16 protein-coding genes are annotated in these 17,526 nt (G+C 30.3%); 6 read left to right on the top strand and 10 right to left on the bottom strand.

Going from position 1 to position 17,526, the window contains the following annotated elements:
• Positions 1 to 225: 225 nt before the first annotated feature.
• Entirely contained in the window at positions 226 to 1,533 is a 1,308-nt protein-coding gene (locus Q0K76_RS06120; protein ID WP_294612971.1) for an AbiH family protein, read from the top strand.
• Between the two features lie 64 nt (positions 1,534 to 1,597).
• On the opposite strand, the gene Q0K76_RS06115 is transcribed toward Q0K76_RS06120, so the two are convergent.
• The 6 genes from Q0K76_RS06115 to Q0K76_RS06090 form a co-directional block, all read right to left on the bottom strand.
• Positions 1,598 to 1,909, bottom strand: a complete 312-nt coding sequence (locus Q0K76_RS06115) for a hypothetical protein (RefSeq protein WP_294612969.1) — start codon at positions 1,907 to 1,909, stop codon at positions 1,598 to 1,600.
• A gap of 81 nt (positions 1,910 to 1,990) precedes the next feature.
• Complete coding sequence (locus tag Q0K76_RS06110) at positions 1,991 to 2,320, bottom strand: LPXTG cell wall anchor domain-containing protein (protein WP_065798357.1); 330 nt, start codon at positions 2,318 to 2,320, stop codon at positions 1,991 to 1,993.
• A gap of 407 nt (positions 2,321 to 2,727) precedes the next feature.
• Entirely contained in the window at positions 2,728 to 3,513 is a 786-nt protein-coding gene (locus Q0K76_RS06105; RefSeq protein ID WP_294612965.1) for a hypothetical protein, read from the bottom strand.
• 129 nt (positions 3,514 to 3,642) lie between these two features.
• The gene (locus Q0K76_RS06100) at positions 3,643 to 4,047 is read right to left on the bottom strand and encodes a hypothetical protein (protein WP_294612963.1); all 405 of its coding nucleotides are present in this window, start codon (positions 4,045 to 4,047) and stop codon (positions 3,643 to 3,645) included.
• 285 nt (positions 4,048 to 4,332) lie between these two features.
• Positions 4,333 to 5,079: a hypothetical protein gene (locus tag Q0K76_RS06095; RefSeq protein ID WP_294612961.1), complete on the bottom strand. Its 747-nt coding sequence runs from the start codon at positions 5,077 to 5,079 to the stop codon at positions 4,333 to 4,335.
• Between the two features lie 140 nt (positions 5,080 to 5,219).
• Complete coding sequence (locus Q0K76_RS06090; protein WP_294612959.1) at positions 5,220 to 5,729, bottom strand: hypothetical protein; 510 nt, start codon at positions 5,727 to 5,729, stop codon at positions 5,220 to 5,222.
• Positions 5,730 to 6,384: 655 nt separating this feature from the next.
• On the opposite strand from Q0K76_RS06090, the gene Q0K76_RS06085 reads away from it, so the two are divergent.
• The gene (locus Q0K76_RS06085) at positions 6,385 to 8,022 is read left to right on the top strand and encodes a recombinase family protein (protein ID WP_294612957.1); all 1,638 of its coding nucleotides are present in this window, start codon (positions 6,385 to 6,387) and stop codon (positions 8,020 to 8,022) included.
• Between the two features lie 210 nt (positions 8,023 to 8,232).
• On the opposite strand, the gene Q0K76_RS06080 is transcribed toward Q0K76_RS06085, so the two are convergent.
• On the bottom strand, positions 8,233 to 8,577 hold the full coding sequence (locus tag Q0K76_RS06080; protein ID WP_294612955.1) for a hypothetical protein: 345 nt from the start codon (positions 8,575 to 8,577) through the stop codon (positions 8,233 to 8,235).
• 348 nt (positions 8,578 to 8,925) lie between these two features.
• On the bottom strand, positions 8,926 to 9,243 hold the full coding sequence (locus Q0K76_RS06075) for a hypothetical protein (RefSeq protein ID WP_294612953.1): 318 nt from the start codon (positions 9,241 to 9,243) through the stop codon (positions 8,926 to 8,928).
• Positions 9,244 to 9,813: 570 nt separating this feature from the next.
• On the opposite strand from Q0K76_RS06075, the gene Q0K76_RS06070 reads away from it, so the two are divergent.
• The 4 genes from Q0K76_RS06070 to rlmKL all read left to right on the top strand — a co-directional run bounded on the left by Q0K76_RS06070 (position 9,814) and on the right by rlmKL (position 15,819).
• The gene (locus Q0K76_RS06070) at positions 9,814 to 11,688 is read left to right on the top strand and encodes a PTS mannitol transporter subunit IICBA (protein WP_294612951.1); all 1,875 of its coding nucleotides are present in this window, start codon (positions 9,814 to 9,816) and stop codon (positions 11,686 to 11,688) included.
• 77 nt (positions 11,689 to 11,765) lie between these two features.
• The gene (locus Q0K76_RS06065; RefSeq protein WP_294612949.1) at positions 11,766 to 12,929 is read left to right on the top strand and encodes a mannitol-1-phosphate 5-dehydrogenase; all 1,164 of its coding nucleotides are present in this window, start codon (positions 11,766 to 11,768) and stop codon (positions 12,927 to 12,929) included.
• A gap of 6 nt (positions 12,930 to 12,935) precedes the next feature.
• The gene (locus Q0K76_RS06060; protein WP_294612947.1) at positions 12,936 to 13,490 is read left to right on the top strand and encodes an MltR family transcriptional regulator; all 555 of its coding nucleotides are present in this window, start codon (positions 12,936 to 12,938) and stop codon (positions 13,488 to 13,490) included.
• Positions 13,491 to 13,698: 208 nt separating this feature from the next.
• The gene (gene rlmKL, locus Q0K76_RS06055) at positions 13,699 to 15,819 is read left to right on the top strand and encodes a bifunctional 23S rRNA (guanine(2069)-N(7))-methyltransferase RlmK/23S rRNA (guanine(2445)-N(2))-methyltransferase RlmL (RefSeq protein ID WP_294612945.1); all 2,121 of its coding nucleotides are present in this window, start codon (positions 13,699 to 13,701) and stop codon (positions 15,817 to 15,819) included.
• A 244-nt stretch (positions 15,820 to 16,063) separates the two neighbouring features.
• Here the strand turns inward: rlmKL and Q0K76_RS06050 are convergent, their stop codons facing one another.
• Together Q0K76_RS06050 and Q0K76_RS06045 are read right to left on the bottom strand one after the other, a co-directional pair.
• Positions 16,064 to 16,522 (bottom strand): hypothetical protein, encoded by a 459-nt coding sequence (locus Q0K76_RS06050; protein ID WP_294612942.1) that lies wholly within the window; start codon positions 16,520 to 16,522, stop codon positions 16,064 to 16,066.
• A 349-nt stretch (positions 16,523 to 16,871) separates the two neighbouring features.
• The gene (locus tag Q0K76_RS06045; RefSeq protein WP_294612939.1) at positions 16,872 to 17,300 is read right to left on the bottom strand and encodes a universal stress protein; all 429 of its coding nucleotides are present in this window, start codon (positions 17,298 to 17,300) and stop codon (positions 16,872 to 16,874) included.
• Between the last annotated feature and the right edge of the window lie 226 nt (positions 17,301 to 17,526).

Raw genomic sequence — 17,526 nt, 5'->3', positions numbered from 1 at the left:
CGTTTGCATTTTCATATTGATTTTTTTTAAATTTTTTAATTTAAAATCAATATAATTACAGTTTTTATTACAGTTACAATAATACTAGTAAAGATATTTCTACACAAAAGATGAAGATTTATTATTGTAATAATAACACATTATATATCAAGTAATGATCCAGTTATTATCAAACTAATATTAATGATAAAATCTAACTAATTGGTTTAGGAAAGGATTTACATTTTGAGTGAGATAAAAATTAATAGATTGGTATTAATCGGTAATGGATTTGATCTTGCACATGGATTAAAAACATCTTTTTTTGATTTTATTAATTATTGTGCATTTGAAATTCTAAGAACTATTCATCAAAAAGTTCATAATAAAGACACCTATCCTAACTTAATGATTGAACATAACATCATTAATTTATCCGAAACCCACAAAATTTTAGACCGTTGTTTAAAGTTTTATAGGAATACTGATTCAGATGAAATGAAACAAAAATTGAACATATTGAAAGAATTTAAATCAGAACCAAACTTTAAATATGATAAAAATACTGATTATTTCAAATCACCTATATCTTTTTTTGACCTTATAAATGAAGGAATATTAAAAGCTAATGATTTAAAAGAAAAACTTTCCTTGTATAGCACTTCTAATAACGCGATAAATATATTTAATAATAAATTATTTCGACTTATTTTTACTAATATTATTAAGGGGAATAATACTAAGAATTGGGGAGGAATTGAACATGATTTTTACCAAACTTTATTAGAAGTTGACAAATTTTATGCCCAAAATAGTACACGAGATGGTATAGATATACTAAACGAAGAATTCCAAAATATCATTAATTGTTTTACATATTATATGGAATCAATTGCTTCTAGACAACAACCAAAATTTATCCCCAAAATTTTAGAACATATCAAAAAAACTATTCAAAAGCGAGAATTGAATAACAAATTAGAATTTTTAAATCAAAAACCAAGTTTAAGAGATTTAGCTACGAACACAAAACTACCATTATATTATCAGGTTAATGAAACTTTATTTTTAAATTTCAATTATACTAATACCATTGTAAATTACATTCAAAATGACCCATCAGATATAAAAGAAAAACATATCCAGATACATGGAAAACTAAACGATAAATACAATTCGATTATATTTGGATATGGTGATGAAAAAGACAGTTCATATCAAGAATTAGAAAATAAAAATGATAATCGATATTTGCAATATTCAAAGTCACTTCACTATTTGTTAAATTCTAATTATAAAGATTTATTAACTTTTCTAGAGCAAGATATGTATCAAGTTTATATTTGGGGTCATTCTTGTGCTACATCCGACCGTGTTTTATTACAAACAATATTTGAACATGAAAATTGTGTAAGTATTAAACCCTTTTTCTATAAATCACATGATGGCACAGATAATTTTACGGATTTATGTACTAATATTAGTCGGAGTTTTACTGATAAAAAGAAGTTTAGAGATGTAGTAGTGAATAAAAAATATTGCGAACCTTTATAGGTTAATTTATTAACTAGGTACAAAAAATCGAGTACCTAGTTTTTTCATCATTTTCCTCACATGATTATTGTTTTAGTGGTTCAATACTAAATATTGAGTCTTTTATAATAAATGAATAAATTGGAATTAACGTATGCAATAACGTATTTTTGACTGATACTTCAAATGATTTAGTTTCATTTTCTGCAATATCAATAAATATAGCGTTTTTAAACGTTCCTTTGCGTATTTCTAAAGCAATTCTTCCTGCTGTAACTGGAATAGTTTTTGTCTCTTTACGTTTAATACGTTCAACCTCAACTCCATTTACATAAATAGAAAAAAATACTCCACCCCAATAAAATTGAGACTTTCTATGTATAATTAAATTAGACATCTGGACTTACCTGTTATTTTTTGACTAAGAAAACAATAAAATAAACTTATTGATTCAACTTAGTTTTATTCATCAATAATGTTATGGATTCTGCTTTTTTTTCTTTTTAAAGATAAAAAGCGTTATAAATGCGATAAGCATTAACACTACATGGAATCCCACATAAAACAGATACATGCTGACTCCATCTTCCCCTGTGTTATGCATATCAGATGCTGTCAGCGCTAATGTTGGTGAAAGAAATGCAGTACTGATTATATTAATACCAAATGTAATACCTGATAATGTTGGTTGTTTACAAAAGGTAATTAATGCTAATACGCTACATCCCATAGCAATGAATATTCCCACTACAGGAACAAAAATTGATATTGCCGCGAAAATTAATGCCACTATAGATAATGCTTTCATTTTTTCCTCTACTTTTAAAAAATATGTTATTTTTTATCAGACCTACATCAAATACAGATTAGATAATCTAAAGTGCTTAAAAAGCGTCAATATAATAACAAAAAGCAAAATAAATTAATATGTTTTATCGATCAAAAATATATAATTAATAGTTTATAGCTATCATATATTGGTTATTGATCGTTATAGACGATCAATGAGTTAATTTGATCAAAAAACTACTTCTGCGGATATGTTAAATTAAGAATCTATGTATTATTTTTATGTAAGGATTAATTGCAGGGATGGGGTTCTTTATTGATAACAGTGTAGATAAGTAATCGCATAACCTACTTCGTTATTGAGGACGTTATCGACTTTGATCTGATACTAACCAACTATATTTATAAGTCATGTTATTAATATAACTAATATTCTAATTCTCGAGTATGAGTTACTAGTTTTACACCATTTCCTTTCACGCAATAAGCATTTGTCCAATCGCCATATTGGTTATGGTTTAGATAAATACATTTAACAGCATTCGGTTTTAAGTTTTCTGGTTTTCTATCGGATTGTTTGACATTTATATCAGGTTTTGGAGAATTATCAGTTTTAGAATTATCATCAGTAATAATATAATTTTCTGTAATACTTTCTACTAACTCACCTTTTTGGTTATAATAAAATCTGTTTAAATTTATATTTTTTTTTCGGAACTCGTTATATTTAATTGTATTACCATTATAATATCCAAAGGTTTGTTGCCGTTTTTCTTTAGTTAGCGGGTGCATATCTTCAAGTTTTATGAATTGTCCTAATTCATTATATGAAAGCGATGCTAATTGCTCGTTATTTATATATAAATAACCCAGAATATTATTATCACTATCTAATTGTAATGTTACATCTACTCCATTGAGATGCATTGTTTTGTTTTTATAATCAATGATCATATTCTGTGAATCATCATCAAATAATACTTTTTCAATTAAACCATCTGAGTTTGATTCTATAATCGTATTCATTATTTTATTGTCAGCTAAAAAATTTGCTTTAATCTTCTGTTTCATAGTAGGTTTCTTATTGGGTATGAGGGGTGGGTAAAGAATCGCGTTATAATTATTTGTAATGATTGTATGTGTGTCTTTTTCCTTATCGCATCCTGTGATAAAAAAAATGACAATAAAACACATCAACATTATTTTTTTCATCATTTATCCCTATACTCTAACTTTCGCGTTACAGATTTGTCTAATTCATTATCGCCATTAAAACATTGACTAACAGTCCAATCACCATATTTATTATATTCACTAAAATGGCAAGTAGATGTTCGATATTTAGACATCATAGATGTCTTTGGATAACAATATAATTTCTCCATTTAATAGTGGATCTTCCTGCTCAAAATTGGAAGAAACTAATCTATTTTCGTCATCATAATAATATAAATTTGTTGACGGAAAAGTAAGTATTTTTTCTGGCGTGTTGGTTTGGATTTCTCGCTCTTTGTATTGAATAAGATTGTTGTTTATATCATAAGAATAAGTACCTATATAATTTTTCTCATCAAACTTCTCATCTGAAAAAATCAATTTTCCCTGTTCATCATATTCATAAGTTGCAATAGTTTTTTGATTAGAATTTTTAACATTTATAAAGTTTTTTTGATCATCTAATTGTACTAAATAATTAACTAAAATTCCTTTCTCATTTCGTGTTAATACCTGCTTCTGATAATCCATTGTCAGATCTTTTTTATGACGAAAAAACTCTTCTATAATAAAACCATTATCATCTGAATATATTTCTATATTACTAGTAAAAGATGTTGGTTGGATATTTTCAATAAATAATTCTTGTTTTTTATTGGATTAGAATGCGGAGTATTCTCTGGGAAAAGAAGAATGAGATAATTATTACTAATACCAATATTTTTACTGTTATCATCAACGGATGCAAAGACATAAAAACTAATCAAACAGCACGCTACTAATAAAAGTTTTTTCATCTATATTTTCTTTTTATTATTAATATTCTAATTTTCGCGTTATAGCACCTAAATCAATATTACCATCTTTAATACAATGACCTTTTGTCCAATCTCCATATTCATTATAATCAGAGAAAGAGCAAGTTATTGTCTTATCTATTTTTGAATTATTTTCATCTGAATAATGGGTTTGTATTGTTTCTTTCAGTTTATTATCATCATCATAAATAAAATCTATTTTTCTATTGTTGGGTCGAGTAGAGACATTTGTTTTATAATAAATAGATTTTAGTAAGTTATTATTTGTATAGAAAAATTCAATTTTTGCCTTTGTGGTCATTCCTTCACCCATGGACATTACTAATCTTTTGAGTTCATCATAATTATATCGATAATGGAAATTGAAACTATTTAATGATGACGATTCAATAATGTTTTCATCTTTATTGAGAGTTAACTTAATTTGAGTAAAAGGTTTATTATTTATATTCCATATAAAAAGACCTTTAACATAATCATAAAACTGTATTGTTTTATATTGCTCGATCTCACTAAAAATCATTAAACCATCACTATTAGATTTGATCACTACTTTTCCATCTACAAATCTCATGGCATCCATGTAATTAATAGTTGTATAAATATCTTGTTGTTTTATTAACTTTGAATAAGGTGCTATTTCTGGTATATATAATACAATGTAGTTGTTATATACTTTAGTGTTTACTTCGGCATACGAATAATAACTAAGAATATATAAAACTATTAATATTAATTTTTTCATACCTATTTGTTTCCTATATCCATTATTTTTACGCTATAAATGATAGATAATCTTTACAGATTATACACTCAATTGATTAATTAAAACATTGTCATTTTGAACTGCTTTCAAAGTTGGCATTTATACCAACTTATCTATAATTAGAAACAATAAAAATATTCTTGATTTTCTGTTTTGTAATATTCTTTAGTAACATACTTACTTAAACCAATTGGATCACTAATATCTTGTATGTCAGTTGTACCATCATAAACTCTTTTCTTCCAAAACCCATCACATAATCGTTTAAAGTAATCTTTATATTTTGGATTAATATAAATAATTAAATGATAGTGATAATATTGTTTTTCATTTGATTCTAAAAATGCTAAAAAGTTTATACTACCTTCAGTAAGTTTATCTCTACTAGATCTAAAAATACGAAAACAAATATTATTTAACCAATCATTTATTGCTTTTTGTATATAGTATATTGAATGATCTTTATTTGATGCTAAGGTAACAAATAAACAATTATTGACACCATATAATGATATGAAATTTTGAACCCATTTCATGGGTGCTTCGCACTCCTGTATTTTTTTAGTTTTATTTTTTTCTAATTGTTTTATTAATTCAAAACCGCTTAATGTATTATTTAATAATTTCATTTCTATATTCTCCTATAAAAGTATTACTTTATTTTAGGTAATACTTAACTATTGTTCTTAAGTTGAAACCTAAAAACAAAAATCAATAAAGTTGGTAAACATTATATTTTTCTTCTTAACTTTAGTGACCTTCACATAAAGCGTAAGAAACACAATATTAATTACGAAAAGTAAATTGAAAATATCGACGATAATAATACTTACAGTAAAGTTCTTACTAAATTTAATGTAGTAAAATTCATAATATAGGAGTGAAATTCAATATATAATTAAATTACTTTTTAGTATAAATCATAATTATTTATTATTAATAAATAACCTCTGAATTTAGTTCGGTAAAAATTAAATAATTATTTAAATTCTATTAAAATACTAAAAAATGACTTTATTTTTGAGCGAATATTATACAATAAATTAAAGAAAAAGTCAAGAGATAATACAACATAACAAACTGTTTTATCTTAATAAAATTATGATTTAACTCTTCATTTATCATAAAATCACTGGGTGAAGAAATTAAACTTTTTGACAGTTTAATGTAAAATTAATAATAATTAACAGTCTTTATTATAGACGGGTGTTTTAATCATTATTCCAGAAAATATGAATGTTAAAATAATTCATTATTAGAATATAGTAGGATACTTATTTAAAAATGGCAGAAACATTACACATATATACAAGAGTATCTACTACATCTCAAGCGGATGATGGTACATCTCTAGAAACCCAAACAGAGAGTGGAATAAAAAGAGCATCTATTTTAGGTATGCAGTATAAAATTTGGAATGAAGGGAGTCGTTCATCTTCAACAGATAACTTAAGTAATCGACCTGTATTAAATAACTTACTAGATAATATACGCAAAAACGAAATTAAACACTTATATGTTTGGAATACAGATAGACTATCGAGAAATTCACAAACATGGAATATAATTCGTATAACACTTATTCAAAATAATGTAATTTTATATACTATCGGAGGCGAATATAGTTTATCAGATCCAACAACAAATTTACTTATTGGCGTCTTAAGCGAATTTTCACAGTATGAGAATCAACTTCGCACTGAACGACTACGTGCTGGTAAATTTTCAAGAGTACAAGAAGGTTATTGGCATGGAGGTGCTCCCCCCTTTGGATATAGACTTGAAAATCATAAATTAGTTCCTGAAGAAACAGAAGTAAAATGGGTTAAGTTTATTTTTGAAAAATACAAATCTGGATTAACAATCGATGAAATCCGCACAGAACTATTAACTAATGGAGTACTAACAAGACGAGGAAAAGCAGTCTGGTCTCATGGTTCAATTAGTGCATTGCTTACAAATACCCACTACTCGGGTTATTACTATTTCTTCGATAAAAAAATACAAGAACAAGTAAGGATTGAATGTGATCCAATTTTATCTCCATCATTAATTAGAGATGTTTTAAAAGTTAAAGAAAGCAGATCCTATAATCAAACAAATAACAAGAGAGTAAAAACAAGTAATCAAAAACACCTTTATCTATTAAGTGGATTATTAGAATGTGGACATTGTGGAGGTAAATATGGTGGTCACTACAAAGAAAAGCAAAATTCATATTACTCTTGCAACAAAAAAGATAACAAATACAAAACAAAACATACTGAAAAATACATTAAATGTACATCCATAAGGAACTTAAGACTTGATACAACTGATGATTTAGTTTGGAATATGGTACTAAATGTTGTGTCAAAATCGTATGGTTTTAAAGAAGATGTAAAAAAGGATCTTTTGGATAAAGAGTCTTTGAGAGAACAACAAAATCGTATAAGAAAAATCAACAAGGAAGTAAAAAAATTAGAGTCAGATATATCAAAAGTCAGAAACGCACTAATTAATTTAAATACAACAAAATTGATCGGACTTGATAAAATACAAGATTTAGATAGTGTAATATTTCAAATGGAAACACGTAAATTAGAATTTGAAGAAAAAAAAGAAAAATTACTAAATGAATTAATTGAATATAAAAATCAAAAAAAATGGATTGATTGGGTCAAAGAATTTGGAAATAGAATTGAACAACTTAAAAATCCTTCATTTTCGATTGAAGATAAGAAAAATTTTCTTAATGGAATTATCGAAAAAATTATAGTATTTAGTGATAATATTAGAGAGCATGAATTAATTATCCATTTTAGATTACCATATGTTGATGATGAACTAATTTATAAAGACATTAGTAAAAAGTCTTTAGGTTATACAATACAAAAAGGTAATAAAACAAAGAATATTAGGGTGAATTCATTAAAAAAATAATTAATTTACATAGAGTTAAGTGTGAAAATACAGCGAAATTTATTCCGTTACAGTGGAGTAAATTTCGCTATATAAAATGTGAGGACTTAGTGTATGGTTTTGACATTATAAACAAAACCAACGTCCTCACATTAAATCAATTAGATAAAGATCAAAATGACCGTTTCAAATTAAAAAACACGCACTCCTACGGGAAGATTGCATGTTTATTTATAATAGTTCTTTTAACCTTTTCCATTGATAACTAAATTTGAATCGAAGATATTTAGACAACATATGCATTTTTATTTTACCTAAAAAAGTGTTTTCATTTTTTTTAATTTTATTAATCTCATTTATCAAATAATCTGTAGCAAAACCTTGCCAAATAGGCGGAATAGGCGTTAATAAATTAGAAAAACAAACAGGTGCAACATAATTAAATAAAACAAATTCAACATGACTTATTGGAAATAATTTTGCAACCGAAGCGATGTATTTATAATCAATTTCATTATCAACAAAAAGATCCGATAGGGCGTCATAAAGTTCTTCTTCACTTAGCACATGTTCCATTTAATGAATTCCTCTAATTTATCATCTAAGCTATTAATGATAGCTTTTAGGCCATCAATTAAATCAACAATAAATAACACTCCAATTACCAAAAGCTATGCATATGTTGCCACAGGCAATCAATTCACATTCGCTAGAGAATATCTTTTAAAGTGTTATGATGCTCTGGATTATTATAAATTCGTTTTGTTTTTAACATCAATATTGGTAGTTTTTTCAGTGGGGGGGTGATGTAGTTATTGGCATAATTGTTTGTTATTGCTATATTTTTTAGCTAAACATCATAACAAACTTTTATGCCAACTTTTTTTATAATTTGAAATGTCAATAGACTTTAATCAAATAACATTATGCAGCTTTTTGTTTTTTCTTAGAAACAAAAAAGATAACAAATGCAATTAGCATTAATACTACGTGGAAACCAACATAAAATAGATAAGTACCAGCTCCACTATCTCCTTGACTTGCAGCAGATATTACTAATGTTGGAGAAAGAAATGCTGTACTGATGATATTAAGTCCAAATGTAACACCAGATAAAGTTGGATGCTTGCAAAATGTAATTAATGCTAAAACACTACAAAACATTGCAATAAACACGCCAAATACAGGAACTAAAATAGATACTCCCGAGAAAACTAATGCTACTATTGATAATGCTTTCATTTTTACCTCTATGTAAAATAACGATCCTTCATCGAATCTTTTTTAAACTTTCGTAAAACTATTTGCTTGAATATAAAGCGCCGATATGATATCAAAAAATCACCAGATAGCAACCAAAACTAACATGCAGTTGTAATTTATATAATGTATACCTAGATAAAGCGATAAGATTAATAATATAAAATACAATGTAAACCAAAATCACCATGATGGTTTTATTTTTTTATTATTAAAGCTAATCCTAAAGTGTAAATTCTCCAATATATCTCATCATTGATAAAAAATTATTATCTTATAAGCTCCAAATTAAGTCATATAGAATAATAATTTAAAAACAAATCACTTTTACTTAATAAAAAGTTATAGATTAGGGATACGTTTTAGTCTATTTTAGCGATAATATGATTTTTACCCGCTAGAAATGTGATCTAAATCACATAAATTAAAAATACTATACTTTAGGTAGTGTGATATACATCACATTTATTAATTATTTTTAATGATTCTTGTTAGCTGTTCCTTCTACAATAGCATCATTATGATTATATCAATCAATAAGGAATGGTTAACATGACAACATCAAATATCAAATTAAAAGTCCAAAACTTTGGACGATTTCTGAGTAATATGGTGATGCCGAATATCGGCGCGTTTATTGCTTGGGGGTTTATTACCGCTATCTTTATTCCAACAGGCTGGTACCCAAATGAAACGATTGCTACATTAGTTAGTCCAATGATCACCTATTTATTACCGCTTTTAATTGGTTATAGTGGCGGGAAAATTGTTTATGGTGAACGTGGAGCAGTTGTCGGTGCAATAACCACAATGGGGGTTGTCGTTGGTTCAACCATTCCTATGTTCTTAGGCGCAATGATTGTTGGTCCATTAGGTGGTTGGGTTATCAAGAAATTTGATAAAGCAATAGATGGCAAAGTAAAAAGTGGCTTTGAAATGTTGGTTAACAACTTCTCAGCCGGTATTATCGGCATGTGCCTTGCATTATTGTCTTTTTTTGCAATTGGTCCATCAGTAGTTTTCGCATCAAGTATTTTAGCTATTGGCGTTGACTACATGGTAAAAAACAATCTATTACCATTAACATCCATCATTGTTGAACCTGCAAAAATTTTATTCTTGAATAATGCAATTAACCATGGTGTATTTTCACCTTTAGGTATTCAACAAGCCGCTGAACATGCACAATCTATTTTCTTCTTAATCGAAGCCAATCCAGGACCAGGTTTAGGTTTGTTACTTGCTTACATGCTCTTTGGCAAAGGTGCCGCAAAGGGTTCGGCAAGTGGGGCGGCGATTATTCACTTCTTTGGCGGTATTCATGAAATCTACTTCCCGTATGTATTAATGAATCCTCGTTTGATTATTGCCATGATTTTAGGTGGTATGACAGGCGTATTCACCCTTACACTTTTTGGTGCGGGACTAAGTTCTCCTGCATCGCCTGGTTCAATCATTGCTGTACTGGCAGTAACGCCTAAAGGTTCTTTAATCGGGGTAGTTTTATCTGTCATTGCTGCAGCTGCGGTTACATTCATCGTTTCGAGTATTTTATTAAAAATCTCTAAAAGCAATGATAAGAGCTTTGAAGATGCTAAATCTGATGTATCAACCATGAAAAGTGAAGCAAAAGGTGTTGCCAATAGTGCTTTTGACCTTGCTAAAGTGAAAAAAATTATTGTCGCTTGTGATGCTGGTATGGGTTCGAGTGCAATGGGTGCAGGTGTATTACGCAAAAAAGTGCAAGATGCTAATTTAGATATCATTGTAACTAACATGGCAATTAATAACCTCCCTTCTGATGCCGATATTATCATTACTCATAAAGATTTGACCGAACGCGCTAAACAATATGCGCCAAATGCTCATCATATTTCATTAAATAACTTCTTAGATAGTCAGTTATATAGTCAATTAGTGGCAGAATTAGTTGCTTCTCGTGATGGAGATAATAAGCTAACTCTTATTTTACATTATGATGACTCAGAAAATAATCCTCTATTTAAATTGACTGAAAAGAACATCTTTTTAGGGTTAACTGCCCAAAATAAAGAAGAAGCAATTCGTTTTGCTGGGCAAAAATTAGTTGAGAATGGTTATGTTAAACCAACCTATATTGAATCAATGCTTGAACGCGAAGCATTAACTTCAACTTATTTAGGTGAATCAATTGCCGTACCGCATGGCACAATTGAGGCCAAAGATAGTGTTATTAATACAGGTATAGTCTTTTGCCAATATCCATCAGGTGTACAATTTGGTGAAGATGCTGATGATAAAGCTAAAATCGTTATTGGTATCGCCGCTCGTAATAACGAACACCTTGATGTCATCGCTAAACTAACTAATGCTCTTGATGATCAAGACATTATTACCAAACTTATCAATACCAAAAATATCGAAGAAGTATTAGCAATACTGAGCTAACATTAATCTAAAATTTCCCGCTAATATGCGGGAAATTTGTTACAAAATATTAAAATTAAATCTTAAGGGTTATTATTATGCAAGCATTACACTTTGGCGCTGGTAATATTGGGCGCGGTTTTATTGGCAAATTACTATCCGATGCAAATGTACATGTGACTTTTGCTGACGTAAACCAACAAATTATTGACGAGATTGCCAAACGTCATGAGTACCCTGTTAATGTGGTAGGGGAGCAATCAACAACCGAAATCGTTAAAAATGTAGATGCAATTAATAGTACATCCAGTCGAGTTAGTGACTATATTGCAAAAGTTGATTTAGTCACTACTGCTGTTGGTCCGCAAATTTTAGCTCGAATAGCGGCAAGTGTCGCTCAAGGTATTATTGCTCGTCACCAGCAAGGCAATACTAAACCGCTTAATATTATTGCCTGCGAAAATATGGTTAGAGGTACTAGCCAATTTAAACAAGAGATCTTCAAAACCTTACCTGAATCGTTACATCAATGGGTCAATACTCATATCGGTTTTGTTGATTCAGCCGTTGATCGCATTGTTCCGCCTGCCACCTCAAAAACAGGTGATATTTTAGAAGTAACCGTTGAAACATTTTCAGAATGGATTGTCGATAAAACTCAATTTATTGGTGAAATTCCTCAAATCAAAGGTATGGAACCAGTTGATAACCTAATGGCCTTTGTTGAACGCAAATTATTTACTTTAAATACTGGTCATGCGATCACTGCTTATTTAGGTTTTTACCACAATATCAGTACTATACGTGATGCCATATTAGATGAACGAATTCGTTCCACTGTTCGAGGGGCAATGGAAGAAAGTGGTCAAGTATTGATAAAACGTTATAAATTTGATGCAGCTAAACACCAAGCTTATATCGAAAAAATCTTATCTCGTTTTGAAAACCCGCATTTACATGATGATACCGCACGGGTTGGCCGTCAACCAATTCGCAAATTAGGTGCCGGTGACCGATTGGTCAAACCTTTATTAGGTACCTTCGAATATCATATTAATAATACACATTTATTAACGGGTATTGCCGCAGCGCTTAATTATCGCAATAGTGATGATGAACAAGCAGTAGAATTAGCTAAACTGATAACAGATAAAGGTGTTACGCAGGCTTTTTGTCAAATCTCGGGGATCGATAGTAGTTATCCTATTGTTAAGCAGATTGAACAAATTTATACTGCCATGCAAAATCACCAATTTGTATAATAACCGATGTCAGAATCGATATTACAAGAAGACACTATTTTAGAAAAACTCAATCAGCAAGCTGATATTCATAACTTGCTGATTGAGGCTATTAAACTTATTAACGAAAGTGTTAATAAATTGATTCTTAAGGTTTTTCGCAAAGAACGACATGCAATTAAATTTGTTATCCCCTCTCTTATCGGTAAAAATGGTCCACTTAATGACACTTCTGTTTGTTTAAAGCTACTTTATGCACTTGGTATTGTTACTCGTGAAGAATACGAAGATATAGAACTACTGATTGCGATTTTAGATGAACTAGATCATGATGATAAAAATTACACTTATCTTGATGATGAAATCTTAGGGCCCATTAGCCTACTACATGATATGGTATTGCCCCCTAATTGGGATTTAAGTTCAGACAATGCCAAAGACGTGGGGATTGTAGATACGTTAAAATCATCCATATATCAACATCGTTACCAACAAATGATACGTTCAGCACTGATTATTGCCATTACAGATCTTACTTTGCGCATTGTTAATAAGCAGAAAATTAACTATTTTCCAGAATAATTATGGATGGGTTAATATCGCTAAATTATCCTCACTTCGATATTGCATGTTGGCTTAAATTTATACTCAAACGTATAGTGCTCCTGAAACATTTTTACAAACTTGCTATTATTCTTTAAGCAATATAACTGATAAAGTTCGCCTTAATTTCCCACTATTGGATTTAGTCGCTATAATGCAGACAATTTTATTGTAAAGTGGATTATTCATGAAAACGTTATTTGCCAGTACCTCGCGAGGGCTTGAGGAGTTACTTAAAAAAGAGTTAGAGGAAATAGGTGCAGTCAATGGTAAAATTGTTCAAGGTGGTGTCTATTTTGATGCTGACGAAACCACATTATATCAATCACTATTATGGTCGCGTTTAGCATCTCGCATTTTATTGCCAATAGTCGAATTTGACATCTATAGTGATTTAGATCTTTATTCGTGTGCTTTTAACGTCAAATGGTCGGATATTTTTGCGGTCGATAATTCCTTTGTGATTAACTTTGTTGGCGTCAATGATTTTATTCGCAATAGCCAATATGGCGCACTTAAAATTAAAGATGCCATTGTCGATCACTTTTCACGCACAGTTAATCAACGCCCAAATGTGGCTAAACAAGATCCTGATATCCGTATTCATGCTTATTTAAATAAAAATCATGTAACACTTTCATTAGATTTAAGTGGTGATAGTCTGCACCAACGAGGTTATCGTCAACAAACGGGACTAGCGCCATTAAAAGAAAATCTGGCGTCAGCAATTATTATGCGTTCAGGTTGGCAAGTTACAGAGCCGCTACTTGATCCTATGTGTGGTTCTGGTACCTTGCTGATTGAAGCGGCAATGATTGCTTGCAAAATTCCACCCGGATTACAACGTAAGCAGTGGGGATTTTTTGCGTGGAAAGGCTTTAACCCTTCCCTTTGGAATGAATTACTGTTTACAGCCAAACATAATGTGGTTAAATCTGATACGCCATTTATCGGTTATGATAATAATGTACAAGTACTTGAGCGCGCCAAACAAAATGCTACTCAAGCTGGCGTGGGTGATTTAATCACTTTCAAGCTGCAAGATGTGACCCAATTAACTAATCCATTACCCATTGAAACGTCAGGAATGATTATCAGTAATCCGCCTTATGGTGAACGATTAGAAAGTGAACCGGCACTTATTGCACTGCATACAGCACTTGGTCAACAAATTAAATATAACTTTGCCGGTTGGCGCTTATCACTATTTAGCGGTGCGCCACAATTGTTAGATTGTTTACAAATGCGTGCTGAGCGACAATTTAAGGCCAAAAATGGACCTTTAGATTGTGTGCAAAAAAATTATGTGATTGCCAAACGCGATGCTAATCAGCAAACAATAACGCCAAGCCTACCAGCGACTGATTTTGCAAACCGATTACGCAAAAATAAGCAAAAATATGAAAAATGGGCTAACCAAGAACAGTTAGAATGTTATCGGCTTTATGATGCTGATCTACCAGAATACAATGTAGCAATCGATCGTTATAAAGATAAAGTGGTGGTGCAAGAATATGTTGCGCCTAAAAATATCGATCCCCAAAAAACCCGTCAACGATTATTCGATATAATCAATGCCACTATGTCAGTGCTAGCGCTCACTGCCGATCAGTTAATTCTAAAAACCCGCGAAAAGCAGAAAGGTAAACAACAATATCAAAAACTGGCACAACAACAGGATTACTTTTTAGTCCACGAATATACCATTAACCAGCGTAAAACGCAGTTCTGGGTTAATGTGACTGATTATCTTGATACTGGCTTATTTTTAGATCATCGTCTAGCGCGTAAAATGATTGGTCAAATGAGTGCTGGAAAAGACTTTTTAAATCTGTTTGCCTATACCGGTAGTGCGACCGTTTATGCTGGCCTTGGCGGAGCAAAATCAACCACGACCGTCGATATGTCACGAACATACTTAGAATGGGCCGATCGCAATTTAAAACAAAATGGTTTAACTGGCAACAAACACCGTTTGATTCAAGCTGATTGCTTACTCTATCTGGCTCAAAGTGATGCACAATTCGATTTAATCTTTATCGATCCGCCGACATTTTCCAATTCCAAACGGATGCAAGACACCTTTGACGTACAGCGCGATCATTTAAAATTAATGGCTGATTTGAAACGGTTATTAAGACCGAATGGCGTTATTGTGTTTTCCAACAATAAACGTGGTTTTAAAATGGATGACGCGGGCATGCACAATCTTGGGTTGTCATATCAAGATATCACCAGCAAAACCCTGTCCCTTGATTTTAAACGTAACAAGCAAATTCACTGCTGTTTTATCATCAAACATTTATAAAACTTGAATTCAGCCTAGAAATACCGCCAATCTAGCGGTGTTTACCGCTTTATATCGGTTTAAATAAAAAGAATAACTATCTACTTTACATTTGATTTTCCCTATTTGCACACCTGGTGAAGTAATGAAAATCCAAGCAGATTAAGAGGTAATAACAAGATGGTTGATAACTGGGTATTTTTTTAAAATCAATACTAACAATAACCAGTGGTCACTTGGAAGTTATTGGGGTTCGAAACTTGAATTACTGTATGCGTTTACAGGCTAATTCACTTTTAAGTTTAACATTATAATTTTCTTCTTGCGCGTTAGTTCCATATAAGTATGTTACTTCTTGGATTTCGTTAAAATTAAATTCGTCGTTTGAAATATAGTTTAACTCTACGATATTTTTTGTTTTTAAATTTGAAACTATCTCTTCTATACCATTCATAGCTAAGAGTTCATCTAAATTAAAAGGACTAGCATGATCGCTATTATCGTTGTAACTCATCATTAAGGTATTGTCTTGCATATAATAATGAACTTTGACAGATCCATTTTGTTCATTTATATAATCCAGAAATTGACCATCTTTCCAAGGCGCTCTTAAATCGTTATAGTGGCAAGACCACTCACCTACCAGCATCTCATTGGTAATTTTTTTCTTGCCGCATGCCACTAAAGTTATTCCGATTAAACTTAATAATAAAAACTTTTTCATCCCTCTATCCTTATACTATAAAAAGTTTCTTAATAATTAATAATTATATGCATAACTACAATAGAAAGGATAGTTAAATATTTCGCATGTTTTTTTATGTGCTATTAACATTATATTGATGAACAATTAAGTAAAATATGGTGTCAGAAACAACTTCAAATCTTTTAACTTTATACCTAAAGAATATTCACAAACAAATTTCAATATTTGAAAACTATAGAGATAGATATTAAATAAGCATTTATCATGATGAGACATCATCACTAAGGGAATTAACAAAAATTCCCTTAATTTGGGCATATTATCTAAACTCAGTTTTAACACGATTTAAAATGTTTGAAACCAAAGCCTAACGTACCACTAACACAGCCGTTTTTGCCCCACGCACTACGCCTGATGCATTTGATCCTAAAAGATGGGTTGAAATATTCGGGCGACGCGAACCAATTATAATTAAATCTGGATTAATCTCTTCTGCTATCGCAAGGATTTCGTCGCGTGGATTACCAAAAGAAATTGAAAACGATAAATTTTCACGCGGTAAGTTAATTGAATCGATAAGTTTATGTAACCATTGCTCGGTTTGTACAGTGGCTTGATCTTTAAACTCATCAAACCCAAATGAATAAGCATTAACAATGGCAGACGCAACTGGTAACGTATGGAAAAAAATCACTTCAGCATTCGACAATTTGGCCAGATATTCTAAGTGGGGAATAACCTTTTTAGTTAACTCATCTTCTAAAATATCAATTGGTACTAAAATTTTTTTATACATAATAACCCCCTAATTAAATGACAACTCCCTTTTTTGTTAAGGTAACAAAAGAGGAGCAACTATTACTATCATACGGATTTTTATTCAATTATCTAATGCTTTTTCTATATAAATATATTAATTCATTTATTATGCTCTTAACAGTAAATTAAAAAATAGAAACAATTGAAATTATTGCAACAGTAATACCTTTTAGTTACTATTGAGTCATTAATCGTTATCATGT

The organism is uncultured Gilliamella sp. (assembly GCA_945271295.1).
Taxonomy (GTDB): domain Bacteria; phylum Pseudomonadota; class Gammaproteobacteria; order Enterobacterales; family Orbaceae; genus Gilliamella.
The sequence above is the reverse complement of the archived record's forward strand: the minus strand, read 5'-3'. Positions and strand labels throughout refer to the sequence as shown.